This window comes from Amycolatopsis mediterranei, assembly GCF_026017845.1.
GTDB classification, from domain to species: domain Bacteria; phylum Actinomycetota; class Actinomycetes; order Mycobacteriales; family Pseudonocardiaceae; genus Amycolatopsis; species Amycolatopsis mediterranei.
On sequence record NZ_CP100416.1, the window covers coordinates 254851 to 268551 of the forward strand.

Below are 13701 nucleotides of genomic sequence, written 5' to 3' on the forward strand. Positions count from 1 at the left end.
GTAGTTCACGGAAACCCTACTTACGGACCTGTCCGACCGGGTGACACCAGGCGCTTGCGCCCGGCCGGAGCAGGGGATACGTCCTCGGTGAATGCGTATACCCATTCGCCGGGCGTCCGGATTGCACCGTAACGACCACTGCGGGGACGCTCACTCGGGGAGTACCACTGCGTGGCCGGTGTGGAGCCGCGCGTAACCACCTAGGGAGAAGCATGAAGATCGCGAGACTTCTCGGTGCCGCTGCCACCGCGGTGATGGCGACGGGCGCGCTGGCCGCGACCGCCGTCCCCGCGTCGGGCCAGGACCTGCTGAACCCGGACATGGTGCCCGCCATGCAGCGGGACCTCGGCCTGACCCACGACCAGGCGCTCGCGCGGCTGAAGAACGAGGACGTCGCGAACAAGGTCACCGAGTCGCTCACCGCGGCCCTCGGCGACGCGTTCGGCGGCGCCACCTACAACGCCGCCACGGGCAAGGCGCACGTCACCACGACGAACGCCGCGCTGGCCGGCAAGATCCGCGAAGCCGGTGCGGAAGCCGAAGTCGTCAAGTTCAGCGCGCGGCAGCTCAATTCCACTGTGGACAGGCTGAACGCCGCCGACAAGGCCGCGCCCGCCGCGATCACCGGCTGGGGCGTCGACGACGCCACCAACCGCGTCACCCTCGACGTGCTGCAGGGCCAGCGCGCCGCCGCGGACGCGTTCCTCGCGAAGTCCAATGTGGACAAGACCGCGGTGACGATCCGCGAAACGGCCACCAAGCCGACGACGTTCGCCAACATCCGGGGTGGCGACGCCTACTACATCGGTGGTTCGGCCCGCTGTTCGGTCGGCTTCTCCACGACCACCGGCTTCCTCACCGCCGGCCACTGCGGCGCGCTCACCGGCGGCGGCGCGCTGACCGGGTCGAACGGCGCATCGCTCGGCAGCTGGATCACCTACCGCTTCCCGGGCAGCGACTACGCGGCGGTCCGCACCAACAGCAACTGGACCCCCGTCGCGCAGATGAACAACGGGACCGCGGTGCGTGGTTCGTCGAACGCCGCGACCGGCTCGTCGGTCTGCAAGGCCGGCTCGACCACCGGCTGGACCTGCGGCACCATCGGCGCCAAGAACCAGAGCGTCCGCTACTCCGAGGGCACGGTCAACGGCATGACCGCGACCAACGTCCACTCGGCGGCCGGTGACTCGGGCGGCGGTTTCATCGCCGGCAACTACGCGCAGGGCCTGCTGTCCGGCGGCAACTCGTCCGTGACGTACTTCTTCCCGATCGCCCCGGCGCTGTCGGGCACCGGCACCACCCTCAAGACCAGCTGACCCCCCGGCAAGCGAAAGGGCGGGTTCCGGGCGCCTCCAGCGCGCCCGGAACCCGCCCTTCGTTCCTCGCCGCGGGAATGGGAGGTTCAAGGTCAGACGTTGCTGATCTCCTCGATCAGCCCGTCGACGTCGAAGTGCGCGCTCTCTTCGCCGAGCGGCACCAGTTCGGTTGACGCGTCCAGGAAGGTCCGGACGTCTTCGACTTCGAGCTCGAACGACGCATAGCCGTCCGGTGACTCGATTTCCAGGGTGAGGAAGTCTTCGTCATCGGAGAGATCCGGGCGGATCCGGACGTCGCCGAGGCCGGCCGGCTCGTCGAGCCCGGCCACGAGGAGGTCACGCGCGAAGGTCCACTCGATCCACCGGCCGCGCTCGGTCCGGAAGGCCACGGTCACCGCGAAGGGTTCGTGGGCGTGGTAGGACAGGCGGGACAGGACGGGCGTGGTGCTCTCGTTCAGCAGCACGAACTGGCTCTGGTGTACGGCGTCGGTGTGCACGGCCCCTCCTGGAGTCTCGCGGTGGTTCGCGCGGCGCGAACTGTTCGGCAAGGAGATGACCAGGGCCAACGGTCATGACGGAGAAACTCTCACGTTCACTTGATCGGTTGCATCCGTCCTTTGTGGTGTAACACCGGGCACACACCCCTTGCGCTCAGGCGGCCACGGGTGGTGACGGCGGCCGGCCGAATCCCGGCTCACGGGTCGAGCGGCAGGCTGAGCCCGACCTTCACGCGATCCATCGCCACGCTGGTCGTGAAGTGCCGGACGTTCGGGTTGTCGAAGAACATCCGCCGGGTGAACGCCTCGAAGGCCGCCATGTCCGGGCACGTCACGATCAGCACGAAGTCCGCCGTGCCGGTGACGTAGTAGCACTGCTGGATCGCGTCTTCGGCCAGCACCTGGCGGCGGAACCCGTCGAAGACCGCGAGGTTCTCCCGCTCCATCTCGACCGTCACCACGAACGTCATGCCCAGCCCGAGCGCCTCCGGCGACAGCACCGCCACCTCGCGCTCGATGACGCCGGCCTCGCGCAGCCGCTTGATCCGCCGCTGCACCGCCGCGGCCGAGAGCCCGACCTTCGCGCCGATCGTTTCGGCGATCGTGCGGGCGTCCGCCTGGAGACAGGCGAGGATGGCGATGTCCAGCTGGTCGAGGTCGGGTGTCCGCACTCCAGCAGGCTAACCGGCACCCCCGACAATTCGCCGTGGATCACTCCTCCGTGACGTCGCTCACTACCCCCTCCGAAGGGAAGATGAAACAACTTTTTACGTGAGCTCGAACACAACTGACCGGTCTACCAGGGGGTAGCCCATAGAAGTGGAAGACCAGCCGGTCGCTCCGCCAACCCGCCGGCGTGGGGAGGCTCTCCCGTGCCCGCACCTGCCGCCGTGCTGACCGGTCTCGGTTCGTGGTTGCCGACGAAAGTCCTGGACAACCACGAAATCGCCGCCCGGCTCGACACCTCGGACGAGTGGATCCGGACCCGCACCGGGATCCGCGAACGCCGCGTCGCCGGGCCCGGTGAGTCCACTGTGGATCTCGCGGTCGGGGCGGGCCGCGAAGCGCTCGGGGGCACGTCGGCCGACGCCGTCGTCCTCGCCACCGCCACGCCCGACCAGCCCTGCCCGGCCAGCGCACCGCAGGTCGCCGCCCGGCTCGGGCTCGGCACGGCCGCGGCGTTCGACGTCAACGCCGTCTGCAGCGGCTTCGTCTACGCCCTCGCCACGGCCGCCGGCTTCATCGCGGGCGGGCTGGCCGAGCGCGTGCTCGTGATCGGCGCCGACACCTTCACCACGCTCATCGACCCCAACGACCGGACCACCGTGCCGATCTTCGGTGACGGCGCGGGCGCGGTCCTGCTGCGCGCGGGGGAGGCCGGCGAGCCGGGCGCGTTCGGCCCGTTCGACCTGCACAGCGAGGGCGAACACGCCGAACTGCTGTGGGTCGAGGCCGGTGGCGCCCGGAAGCGGCTTTCCGACACCCCGGCCGACCGCTTCCTCGCCATGCAGGGCACGGCCGTGTTCCGCCACGCCTGCGCGCGCATGGCGGAGTCGTCGCGGACGGTGCTCGATCGCGCGGGCTGGATGGTCGGCGACGTCGACCGCTTCGTCGGGCACCAGGCGAACATCCGGATCCTCCAGGCGACGGCCAAGCAGCTCGGCATGCCCGCCGACGCCGTGGTCGCCAACATCGACCGGGTCGGCAACACCAGTGCCGCGTCCATCCCGCTCGCCCTGGCCGACGCCCACGCCGACGGCACTCTCGTGCCCGGTCACCGCGTGCTGCTGAGCGCGTTCGGCGCCGGCCTGACCTGGGGCTCGACCGTGCTGCGCTGGCCGGACCTGGATCAGCTGCCCTGAGGGCCGGTCGTCCAGGTCGGCGTCGCCTCCGCGCGGCCGCGCAGCTCCAGCTCGCCGTGCTTCTGCCAGTGGGCGGCTTCGCCCGCCAGCGCCGTGGAGACGACGGCGTCGCTGGCGAGCACCCGTGACGGGACCGCCTTGGCGAGTTCGGTGAGCCGCGCGGCCTCGTTGACCGCGTCGCCGATCACGGTGTACTCGAACCGGCTGCTGGTGCCGAGCTGCCCGGCGAACACCGGGCCGCTGGAGACGCCGACGCCGAGGTCGAGCTCGCCGGCCGCGCGCACCGCGTCCCGGATCGCCCGCGCCGCGGCCAGTGCGGCCGTCGGGGCGTCCGCGAGCCGCGTCGGCGCGCCGAAGATGCACAGCGCGGCGTCCCCCTGGAACTTGTTGACCAGCCCGCCGCGCGCGTTGACCGCGGAGACGACCGCGGCGAACAGCCGGTTCAGCTTCCCGACCAGTTCCTCCGGCGGGGTGCGATAGGCCAGCGCGGTCGAGTCGACGACGTCGACGAACAACGCCGTGACCTCGCGGACGTCGCCCGAGAGGGACGCGCCGTACTCCAGGGCGTGCCGGGCGACCTCGGCGCCGACGTGCCGGCCGAACAGGTCCCGCATCCGCGCCTGTTCGCGCAGGCCGGCAGCGAGCTGGTTCACCGACGTCTGGAGCAGGCCGATCTCGCTGGAGTCGTCGACGTCCACGACGACGTCGTTGTTGCCGCGCGCGATCTCGTCGAGCGCCACGCGCAGCCGGTGCAGCGGCGCCGCGACCGCCCTGGCCAGCAGTGCCGTGCCGATCGCGCCCACGCCGAGGCCGATCACCGAAAGCATGATCAGGCTCGCGGTGTGGTCGCCCGAGCCCGGCTCCGGGGGCGTGGCGATGAGCAGCACGCCGACCAGCGGGACGCCGCTGGCCAGCGCCCAGGTGACGACCAGCCGGGTCAGCACGGTGACCGGCAGCGAGCCGCGCGGTGGCAGGACATCCAGGGCGATCGTCATCACCGGCCGCGCCACCCACTCGGCCGCGAGGTAGGTGAGGCCGACGGTGGTGAGCCCGCCGAGCCCGATCACCGTGGCCATGCCGACCGCGTCGTCGCTCGAGCCGAGTGTCCCGGCGAGCACGGTGAGGATGACGGTGCCGATGAGCCAGAGGGTGCCGCTGACCACCGCCATGTCGACCGGCAGCCGCAGCGCGCGCCGCGCCTCGCTGGCCGACGGCGGGCGCCCGAGCACGAACCAGATCACGGTGCGGCGCTGCAGCCACGCCGTCCACAGCGTCCCGGCGAGCAGCGCCGCGGCGACGATGCCGGCCGCGGTCAGGCCGAGCACCCAGCCGCGGTCGCCGACGTCGTTCGGCAGGCCCTGCAGCACCAGCAGCAGCGCGACCACGCCGGAGCCGGCGACGCTCGAGCCGAGGCCCAGCCCGGCGAAGCCCAGGCTGGTGCGCAACACCACCCGGAAGTTCTTCACGGCGATCTTGCGCACGGCGTCGATCGTAGTGGCGCGGGCGCCGGAGTCGCGTCAGAAGCGGTACCGCACGATGTGCGCGGTCCGGGCCGGCGGCGGGAAGACCTTCAGCATCCGCAGCTGGAACCGGGTGATCCGCCCCAGCCTGGCCGGCACCTCCGGGCTCGCCCAGTGGCCGGCGTCCAATGAGGACTCACACGTGAGGCCGCAGCGCTCGAGCTCGCGCGGGTCGTCGACGCCCCAGTACAGCGTCGCGCCCGCCTTGCGCACCGGCCCGTTGAGCTTCTGGGTCTTGATGGCCGTCCGGCTGAAGAGGTCGCAGATCAGCTCGTCCGACGGGAACTTCTCGACCAGCCGGCGGAACAGTTCGGTGCCGCTCTCGGGTTTCAGGTACATCGTGAGGCCCTCGGCGACGATCAGCGCCGGCCGGTCCGATGGCACCTGCTCGAGCCACGCGAAGTCGGTCACCGACGAGCTGATGTGCGTCTGGTTCGGCGCCGGGGGTACAGCTTTTCGCGCAGCTCGACGACCTCGGGGTAGTCGACGTCGTACCAGCGGACCTGCTCCATCACGACCCCAGAAGGTTCACAACCTTGTGAAAAGACTAGCGCGTTTCGGGGTGGGCGGCGTAGTCGTGCGCGTAGGTCTTGGCGTCCACCAGGTGCTTGAGGGTCAGCTCGCGGGCGGCGGCGGGATCGGACCGGCGGATGGCGTCGAGGATGGCGCGGTGGTCGGCGACGGCCTTGCGGATCTGCCCGGGCAGCCGCAGCGCCGCCCGCCGCTCCTCGCCGACCAGGGCGAGCACGGACCGCAGCAGCCCGGCGACGTCGTCGTTCCCGGCGTTCTGCGCGATCACCCGGTGGAACTCGGCATCGGCGGCGATGACGTGCAGCATGTCCCCGGCTTCGGCGGCCTGCGCCATCTCGGCGACGTTGTCCTCGAGCCGGCTCACGGTCTTCGCTCCCGCGTGCCGGGCCAGCCGTTCGGCGAGGGTCGGCTCGACGGTGGCGCGCAGGTCGAAGAGCTTTTCGACGAGCTGGTCGTGCTCGGTGAACCAGGTCCGCAGCGGCTGTTCCTGCTGCTCGCGCACGTAGGTGCCGGAGCCGGCGCGGATCTGGACGTACCCGATGGAGGCGAGGACGCGCAGGGCCTGCCGCAACGACCCCCGGCTGATGCCCAGCTCTTCGCAGAGGACGCGCTCGGCGGGCAGCCGCGAGCCGGGCGGCAGGTCGCCGGAGTCGATCCGCGCCCGCAGCCGGTCGACGGTCGCGCTCCAGACCTGCTCGGTGTCCACGGGCTCATCCTCTCAGCTCGAGAAACTGTCGGGGGTGGCTGCCATGATCACCGGCATGGACATCTTGGGGGCCTGGGTCCGCGGCTGGGCGGTGTCGCGGGCGACGCCGGCACCGGTCGCCGAGCCCGACGGTTACCGCGTCGAGGTCGGTTTGCCGGGGCACCGGGTGCGCTACCTGCTGCGCGCACCGGCGACGGTTTCCGCCCGGGCCCGGGCGGTGGCCGAGCCGGGCACGTGGCTGAAGACGTGCGGCTCGCGTTCGGCGGTCCTGCCGGGCCTTACCCCGGCGTGGACGGCGGGGGAGACGGAGTACCTGATGGCGTTCGAGGGGCCGCTGCCCGCGGTCGCCGTGCCGCCGGGATATGCGGTGACGGTGGTCGGCGACGGGCCGGCGTGGGACGTGGTCGTGTCCTTCGGCGAGGCTCCGGCGGCCCGGGGCCGGATCGCGGTGGCCGGCGGGGTCGCGGTGTTCGACAAGATCGAGACGGAGCCGGCGCGCCGGCGGCGCGGCCTCGGCCGGGTGGTGATGCACCGGCTGGGCGAGGCGGCGGGAGCGCGTTCGAGCGCGCTGCTGGCGTCCGAGGCCGGCCGCGGGCTGTACCGCGCACTCGGCTGGCGCGTGGTGTCCGACGTCGTCCCCGCGCACGTCCCGGAAGGCGGTCAAGAACCGGAGGTGGCTGTCTGACCTGACACATCTGCGTCGCGGGGGTCGCCCACGGTGCTTAGGCTCCGCAGGTGATTGCTTCATGACGTGGTGGCACGCCCTGATCGTCGTGGTCGCCGGGATCTGGGCGGGGACCATCAACGCCGTCGTGGGGTCGGGGACGCTCGTCACCTTCCCCGTGCTCGTCGCGCTCGGGTATCCGCCCGTGACCGCCACCACCTCGAACGCCATCGGCCTCGCGCCCGGGACCCTCAGCGGTGCCTGGGGTTACCGGCACGAGCTCACGGGCTACTGGCGGCAGACCGCCAAGTTCGCGGTCGCGTCCTTCTTCGGCGCCATCGGGGGCACCATCCTGCTGCTGTCGCTGCCGAAGGACGCCTTCGAAGCCGTCGTTCCGGTGCTGGTGGGGCTGGCCGTGATCCTCGTGATCGTGCAGCCGAAGGTGTCCAAGTGGGTCGCCAAGCGTCGCGAAGAGAACGGCGAAGAGCACAAACCCGGGCCGCTGCTGATGTTCTTCATCTTCCTCATCGGCATCTACGGCGGGTACTTCACCGCCGCGCAGGGCGTGATGCTGATGGCCGTGATGGGGATGCTGCTTTCGGAGCCGCTGCAGAAGCTCAACGGCGTCAAGAACGTGCTCGCCGCCGTCGTCAACCTCGTCGCCGGGATCATCTACGCGTTCGTCGCGCCGGTCAGCTGGGCCGTCGTGCTGTGGCTGGCCGTCGGCTCGACCGCCGGCGGCTTCCTCGGCGCGAAGATCGGCCGGAGGCTGCCGCCGGCGGTGCTGCGCGGCGTGATCGTGGTGATCGGTGTCGCCGCCGTCGTCCAGCTGGTGGTCAAGCAGTTCGCGAAGTGACTGCGCCGATCGTTCCTGATCCGGCCACAGTCACGGCCGAATGGCTTTCGCAGCAATGGTCACGTGCCGCGTCAGGGGCGGCCTGCTTTAGTCCGGATCAGGAACTCGCGCGCCGCGGCCAGGAAGAGGTCGTTCTCCTCGCGGGTCCCGATGGTCACGCGGACGCCGTCACCGGCGAACGGGCGCACCACCAGCTTGCGGTCCAGCGCGTGCTCGGCGAACGGCACGGCCTGGTCACCGAGCGGCAGCCAGACGAAGTTCGCCTGCGTGTCCGGCACGCGGTAACCCGCTTCCAGCAGCGCTTCCCGCACCCGCTCACGCTCGACGACGATGTCCTGGCAGCGCGCCAGCAGCTCGTCGGCTGCGTCGAGCGACGCCAGCGCGGCCACCTGGGCCAGCATGTTCACCGAGAAGGCCACGTACACCTGGCGAAGCGCGTCCGCGATCGGCTCGGGCGCGACCGCGTAACCGACGCGGAGGCCCGCAAGGCCGTACGCCTTCGAGAACGTGCGAAGGACCATGACGTTCGACCGGCTGCGCGTGTACTCGACGCCGTCGGGCACCTCGGGGTCGGTGACGAACTCCTTGTAGGCCTCGTCCAGCACGACCAGCACGTGCTCGGGCACGGCGGCCATGAACCGCTCCAGCTCCGCGCGGCGCACCGCCGTCCCGGTCGGGTTGTTCGGGTTGCAGACGAAGACCACGCGGGTCCGGTCGGTGATCGCCGCGAGCATCGCGTCGAGGTCGAGCTCCTGGCCTTCGGTGATCGGGACCTTCACCGAAACGGCGTTCGCGACCTGCGTGACGATCGGGTACGCCTCGAACGAGCGCCAGCCGAAGATGACCTCGTCACCGGGCGCGCACACCGCCTGGATCGTCTGCTGGCACAGCGACACCGAGCCGCAACCGATCGCGACGTGCTCCACCGGCACGTCCAGCTCGCGCGCCAGCCGCTCGCGCAGCACCTGCGAGCCGGTGTCCGGGTAGCGGTTGACCCCGGCCGCGGCCTCGGCGATCGCCTGCGCGACGCTCGGCAGCGCGCCGCCGGGCACCTCGTTGCTCGCCAGCTTGATCGCGCCTTCGATCGTCCGGCCGGGGACGTACTTCGGCAACGATTCGAGATCGGCACGCGGGGACACGGACGGCATCTTCGGCGCTCCTGGAAATCGGCGGGACGACCCGCTCACCGTATCTTTTCCGCCCGCCGCCCCGCGACCGCCTTCAGGCGGGCCGGCCTGCGCGACCTGCGTCACCGGGCTTCCTCCCGTTCACCTCCAGGTGGTTGGGTAAGACAATGACGTCGACCTCCACCGTGGACTACCAGCGCACCGACGGCGGCACCCTGCGCCTGACCTTTTCGGAACCCGAGGGCGCGCTACGCGGCGGCTTGGTGGTGCTCCACGAAGCCGACGGCGTCACGGACGGGGTCCGGCTGCTGCTCGCCAGCCTCGCCACGGAGGGCTGGCTGACCGTCACCCCGCACCTGGAGAACGACCGCCTCACGCAGCAGGACCTGCTCGACGCGACCGACCTCACCCTCGCCTGGCTGGTCGAGCGGGGCGTCCAGGCCGACCTGCTCGGCGTGATGGGCTTCGACCTCGGCGGCAGCGCGGCCCTCGTCGTCGCGTCGCACCGCAAGCTCGGTGCCGCGGTCAGCGTCGGCGGGCAGCAGGCCGTCGAACTCCCCGCGCTGGTCGAGATCGCCGGGCGGCTCACCAGCCCGTGGCTCGGCATGTACGGCGACGCCGGCGACGAGGCGGGCGGCGCCGACGTCGAGCGCCTGCGCGACGCCGCCGCGTCGGCGAAGGTCGCCACGAACGTCGTCCACTACCCCGGGGCGAACCACCGCTTCGACGCCGATCCGGACGCGGCCGCGGAGGCCTGGCAGCGCACGCTCAACTGGTTCGACGCGCACCTGCGGTAAGTGTGCGCGGGCACCACTGTTCGCCGGGGTTCCATGTCGGTTCCGACCACGGTGACTTCCGGATCCGAGGGATTAGGCTCGGGGCGTGACGCACACCGCCGACGCCCCCGAAGTGCTCTGGCGCCCCGAGCCGGGCCACGTTGCCGACACCAAGATCGAAGCCTTCCGCCGGTGGCTGCGCGCCGAGCGCGGCGTCGAGGTGGACGACTACCGCGCGCTGTGGGAGTTCTCGGTCGAGCGCGGCCCGGACTTCTGGGCGGCGGTCGCGGACTTCCTCAGCGTCCGCTGGCACGACCAGCCGGGTGAGGTGCTTTCGGGCGGGATGCCGGACGCCGTCTGGTTCGAGGGCGGCACGCTGAACTACGCCGAGCACGCGCTCACCCCCGGCGTCGCGGGCGCCGCGAAGGCCGACGACGAGACGGCGGTGATCTTCCACCGCGAAGACGGCTTCGCGAGCCACCTGACGTACGGCGAGCTTCGCGCGCAGGTCGCCGCGGCCCGGGCCGCGTTCCTGGAACTGGGCGTCGGCAAGGGCGACCGGGTGGTGGCCTTGGCGCCGAACTGCCCGCAGACGCTGGTCGCGTTCCTCGCCGCGGCGAGCATCGGGGCCGTCTGGTCGTCGTGCTCGCCGGACTTCGGCGTCCGCGCGGTCGCGGACCGGTTCGTGCAGATCGAGCCGAAGGTGCTGTTCGCGGTCAACGCCTACGCGTACAACGGCCGCCAGTTCGACATCCGGACGACGATCGCCGAGCTCCAGGCGCAGCTGCCGTCGCTGGCCGCGACCGTGCTCGTCGAGTACGTCGGCGAAGGCCGGATGGACGGCGCCCTCGACTGGGCCGAGCTGCTCGCGCGGCACGCGGGCGCGCCGCTGCTGTTCGAGCCGGTCGAATTCGCGCACCCGCTGTGGGTGCTGTACTCGTCGGGGACGACCGGCCTGCCGAAGGGCATCGTGCACGGGCACGGCGGCATCACGCTGGAGCACCTCAAGGCGCTCGCGCTGCAGACCGACCTCGGGCCCGGCGACCGGTTCTTCTGGTTCAGCACCACCGGCTGGATGATGTGGAACTTCCTCATCTCCGGCCTGCTGGTCGGCACCACGATCGTGCTCTACGACGGCAGCCCGGGGTACCCGGACCTGAACGCGCTCTGGCACCTGGCCGAGCAGCACCGCGTCACCTACTTCGGCACGTCGGCCCCGTTCATCCAGAGCTGCCTCAAGGCCGGCCTGAAGCCCGCCGAACGCTACGACCTGACCGGCCTGCGCGCGCTGGGCTCCACGGGTGCGCCGCTGAGCGTCGAAGGCTTCCGGTGGATCGTCGACGAGGTCGGGAAGAACGTCCAGATCTGCTCGGTCTCCGGTGGCACCGACCTGTGCGCGGCGTTCGTCGCGTCGGCGCCCGACGTCCCGGTGTGGCTCGGTGAGCTGTCCTGCCCGGCGCTCGGTGCCGCGGTGAACGCCTTCGACGAGGCGGGCAACGCGGTCGTCGAGCAGGTCGGCGAGCTGGTCATCACCCAGCCGATGCCGTCGATGCCGGTGTTCTTCTGGAACGACCCCGACGGCTCGCGGCTGCGGGAGGCCTACTTCGAGATGTACCCCGGCCTGTGGCGCCACGGGGACTGGATCCGCATCACGAACCGCGGCTCGGCGGTGATCTACGGCCGCAGCGATTCGACGCTCAACCGCGGCGGCGTCCGGATGGGTACGGCGGAGTTCTACCGGGTCGTCGAGGGCTACGACGAGATCGCGGACTCGCTGGTCGTGGACACCTCGGCGGCCGGGAACGAGGATGGTCAGCTGATCTGTTTCGTGGTGCTCGCCGGCGGCGTCGCGCTCGAAGACGTCGAGCCGCGGCTGCGCAAGGAGCTTCGTAGCGCGCTGTCACCGCGCCATGTACCCGATCGGTTTGTCGTGGTTTCCGAGATTCCTCGTACCTTGAACGGTAAGAAGTGTGAGGTACCGGTGAAGAAGATCCTCGCCGGTGTGGCTCCCGACCGGGCCGTCAGCCGTGACGCGCTGGCCAACCCGGCGGCGCTGACGCCGTTCGTGGAGCTCGCCGGGGGGTAGATGGGGGAAGCATGATCATCCACGTCGGGTTGTACGGGTGGTGACGGGGACACGCGCGCAGATCACCTGGAAGGCGGCCGGAGCCACCACCGTCGGGGTGATCACCTGGGTGACCCGGCTGGCGGGGCTGATGACCCTGGGCTCGATCCTGATCCCGGCCGGGCGGCGCAGCCTGCGCGGGCACCTGGCCGAGTGGCTGGAGCTGCCGCAGGAGGCGACGGTCGCCGCGGCGACCGTCGCGCTGGTCATGGGCGTGCTGCTGGTGATGCTGGCCGCGGGGCTCCGGCGGCGCAAGCGCCGGGCCTGGCAGCTGGCGGTCGGCGCGACGGTGCTGCTCACGATGTCGCACCTCGGGCTGAAGCACGTCTTCGGCGCCGGCCTGGTGTCGGTGGTGCTGCTGGTGGGCCTGATCGCGAACCGGCGCTACTTCGTGGCGAAGCCGGACCCGGTGGTCGGGCGCTGGCGGGCGGTGCGCGTGTTCGTCCAGCTGGCGCTGGCCGGGTTCGTGATCAACGTCATCCTGCTGTCCGTGGCGCCGCGCGCGGCCCTGGAGCCGATGGGCTTCGGCGACCGGCTCGCGGAGTCGGCGCTCGCGCTGGTCGCCGCCAGCGGGCCCGCGGTGTTCCACCAGATGTGGCTGGAGGACTTCACCACCGCCGTCGGCCTGCTGTTCGGCCTCGCCGCGCTCCTGGTTTCGGCGTACTTCCTGTTGCGCTCGGCCGAGCCGGCACCGCGGCTGAGCGACGAGGAAGTCGCGCGGCTGCGCCGGCTGCTGGACGAGCACGGCGAGCGGGACTCGCTCGGGTACTTCGCGCTGCGACGGGACAAGTTCGCGGTGTTCTCGAGGACGGGCAAGGCCGCGGTCACCTACCGCGTGATCGCCGGGGTCGCGCTCTGCTCGGCCGACCCGCTGGGCGACCACGAGGCCTGGCCGGGCGCGATCGAGGAGTACCTGGAGGTCTGCCGCCGCGGCGGCTGGGTCCCGGCGGCGATGGGCGTCTCCGAACTCGGCGCGACGGTCTGGGCCCGGTTCGGCCTGGAGGTCCTGGAGATCGGCGACGAAGCCGTCGTCGACGCGGCCGGCTTCACCTTGGACGGCCGCACCATGCGCGGCGTCCGCCAGGCGGCGGCCCGCACCAAGCGCGCGGGCTACAAGGTGCTGGTGCGCCGGGCCGAGGACCTGCGTCCGGGCGAGCTGGAGGAGCTGGAGGTCCTGGCGGCCACCTGGCGGGGCACGGACACCGAGCGCGGCTTCTCGATGGCGCTGGGCCGCATGGGCGACCCCCGTTCGGTGCTGGTGACAGCAGAGCAGGGCGGCCGGGTCCGCGGCGTGCTCCAGTTCGTGCCGTGGGGCCCGACGGGGCTCTCACTGGACGTCATGCGCCGCGACCGCAGCGCCGACAACGGCGTCAACGAGCTGATGATCTCGGAGCTCCTGCTGGCGGCGGGCCGCCACGGCGTCTCACAGGTCTCCCTGAACTTCGCGGCGTTCCGCGCGCTGATGGAGCAGGGGCAGCGCATCGGCGCGGGCCCGGTCGCCAAAACGGCGGCGAAGGTGCTGCACTTCTTCTCGCGCTGGATCCAGATCGAGACGCTGTACCGGTTCAACGCGAAGTTCCAGCCGCGCTGGGTGCCTCGCTACCTGGTGTATCCGGGGGTGCGCGAACTCCCGCGCGTGGGCATCGCGACGTTCGAGGCCGAGGGCCTGGGCGGCCGTTCCCCGCGCCTGCTCAGACTCCTGCGGCGGGCGTAAGGGGGGT

13 protein-coding genes are annotated in these 13701 nt (G+C 71.4%); 7 read left to right on the forward strand and 6 right to left on the reverse strand.

What is annotated here, in order from left to right:
* Nucleotides 1-212: 212 nt before the first annotated feature.
* Nucleotides 213-1316, forward strand: a complete 1104-nt coding sequence (locus ISP_RS01250; RefSeq protein ID WP_013222213.1) for a S1 family peptidase — start codon at nt 213-215, stop codon at nt 1314-1316.
* Between the two features lie 92 nt (nt 1317-1408).
* Here ISP_RS01250 and ISP_RS01255 read toward each other — a convergent pair whose 3' ends face one another.
* A complete protein-coding gene (locus ISP_RS01255; protein ID WP_013222214.1) occupies nt 1409-1813 on the reverse strand; it encodes an SsgA family sporulation/cell division regulator in 405 nt (134 codons plus the stop codon).
* 197 nt (nt 1814-2010) lie between these two features.
* Nucleotides 2011-2484 (reverse strand): Lrp/AsnC family transcriptional regulator, encoded by a 474-nt coding sequence (locus ISP_RS01260; protein WP_013222215.1) that lies wholly within the window; start codon nt 2482-2484, stop codon nt 2011-2013.
* 201 nt (nt 2485-2685) lie between these two features.
* Here ISP_RS01260 and ISP_RS01265 point away from each other — a divergent pair, with 201 nt between their 5' ends.
* Nucleotides 2686-3675, forward strand: a complete 990-nt coding sequence (locus ISP_RS01265) for a beta-ketoacyl-ACP synthase III (RefSeq protein WP_013222216.1) — start codon at nt 2686-2688, stop codon at nt 3673-3675.
* Here the strand turns inward: ISP_RS01265 and ISP_RS01270 are convergent.
* The 3 genes from ISP_RS01270 to ISP_RS01280 form a co-directional block, all read right to left on the reverse strand.
* Nucleotides 3663-5156: an adenylate/guanylate cyclase domain-containing protein gene (locus tag ISP_RS01270; RefSeq protein WP_013222217.1), complete on the reverse strand. Its 1494-nt coding sequence runs from the start codon at nt 5154-5156 to the stop codon at nt 3663-3665. The two genes, ISP_RS01265 and ISP_RS01270, sit on opposite strands and share 13 nt — an antisense overlap.
* Before the next feature lie 36 nt (nt 5157-5192).
* The gene (locus ISP_RS01275; RefSeq protein ID WP_013222218.1) at nt 5193-5606 is read right to left on the reverse strand and encodes a class I SAM-dependent methyltransferase; all 414 of its coding nucleotides are present in this window, start codon (nt 5604-5606) and stop codon (nt 5193-5195) included.
* Nucleotides 5607-5742: 136 nt separating this feature from the next.
* Nucleotides 5743-6432: a FadR/GntR family transcriptional regulator gene (locus ISP_RS01280; protein ID WP_013222219.1), complete on the reverse strand. Its 690-nt coding sequence runs from the start codon at nt 6430-6432 to the stop codon at nt 5743-5745.
* Nucleotides 6433-6475: 43 nt separating this feature from the next.
* Between ISP_RS01280 and ISP_RS01285 the strand changes: the two genes are divergently transcribed.
* Both ISP_RS01285 and ISP_RS01290 read left to right on the forward strand, forming a co-directional pair.
* Complete coding sequence (locus tag ISP_RS01285) at nt 6476-7117, forward strand: hypothetical protein (RefSeq protein ID WP_013222220.1); 642 nt, start codon at nt 6476-6478, stop codon at nt 7115-7117.
* A gap of 61 nt (nt 7118-7178) precedes the next feature.
* Nucleotides 7179-7952: a sulfite exporter TauE/SafE family protein gene (locus ISP_RS01290; RefSeq protein WP_013222221.1), complete on the forward strand. Its 774-nt coding sequence runs from the start codon at nt 7179-7181 to the stop codon at nt 7950-7952.
* A gap of 71 nt (nt 7953-8023) precedes the next feature.
* Here ISP_RS01290 and hisC read toward each other — a convergent pair whose 3' ends face one another.
* Nucleotides 8024-9100 carry a histidinol-phosphate transaminase gene (gene hisC / locus ISP_RS01295; RefSeq protein WP_013222222.1) on the reverse strand — a complete coding sequence of 359 codons (1077 nt, stop codon included), beginning with the start codon at nt 9098-9100 and terminating at the stop codon, nt 8024-8026.
* Between the two features lie 146 nt (nt 9101-9246).
* Here hisC and ISP_RS01300 point away from each other — a divergent pair, with 146 nt between their 5' ends.
* The 3 genes from ISP_RS01300 to ISP_RS01310 all read left to right on the forward strand — a co-directional run bounded on the left by ISP_RS01300 (nt 9247) and on the right by ISP_RS01310 (nt 13694).
* Nucleotides 9247-9876 (forward strand): dienelactone hydrolase family protein, encoded by a 630-nt coding sequence (locus ISP_RS01300; RefSeq protein WP_013222223.1) that lies wholly within the window; start codon nt 9247-9249, stop codon nt 9874-9876.
* A gap of 85 nt (nt 9877-9961) precedes the next feature.
* Complete coding sequence (locus tag ISP_RS01305) at nt 9962-11941, forward strand: acetoacetate--CoA ligase (RefSeq protein ID WP_013222224.1); 1980 nt, start codon at nt 9962-9964, stop codon at nt 11939-11941.
* A 37-nt stretch (nt 11942-11978) separates the two neighbouring features.
* The gene (locus tag ISP_RS01310) at nt 11979-13694 is read left to right on the forward strand and encodes a phosphatidylglycerol lysyltransferase domain-containing protein (RefSeq protein WP_013222225.1); all 1716 of its coding nucleotides are present in this window, start codon (nt 11979-11981) and stop codon (nt 13692-13694) included.
* Nucleotides 13695-13701 lie beyond the last annotated feature (7 nt).

Coding starts and splice junctions, on each gene's coding strand:
- hisC (WP_013222222.1), bottom strand. CDS start 9,100: ATGCCGTCCGTGTCCCCGCGTGCCGATCTCGAATCGTTGCCGAAGTAC.
- ISP_RS01300 (WP_013222223.1), top strand. CDS start 9,247: ATGACGTCGACCTCCACCGTGGACTACCAGCGCACCGACGGCGGCACC.
- ISP_RS01290 (WP_013222221.1), top strand. CDS start 7,179: ATGACGTGGTGGCACGCCCTGATCGTCGTGGTCGCCGGGATCTGGGCG.
- ISP_RS01285 (WP_013222220.1), top strand. CDS start 6,476: ATGATCACCGGCATGGACATCTTGGGGGCCTGGGTCCGCGGCTGGGCG.
- ISP_RS01250 (WP_013222213.1), top strand. CDS start 213: ATGAAGATCGCGAGACTTCTCGGTGCCGCTGCCACCGCGGTGATGGCG.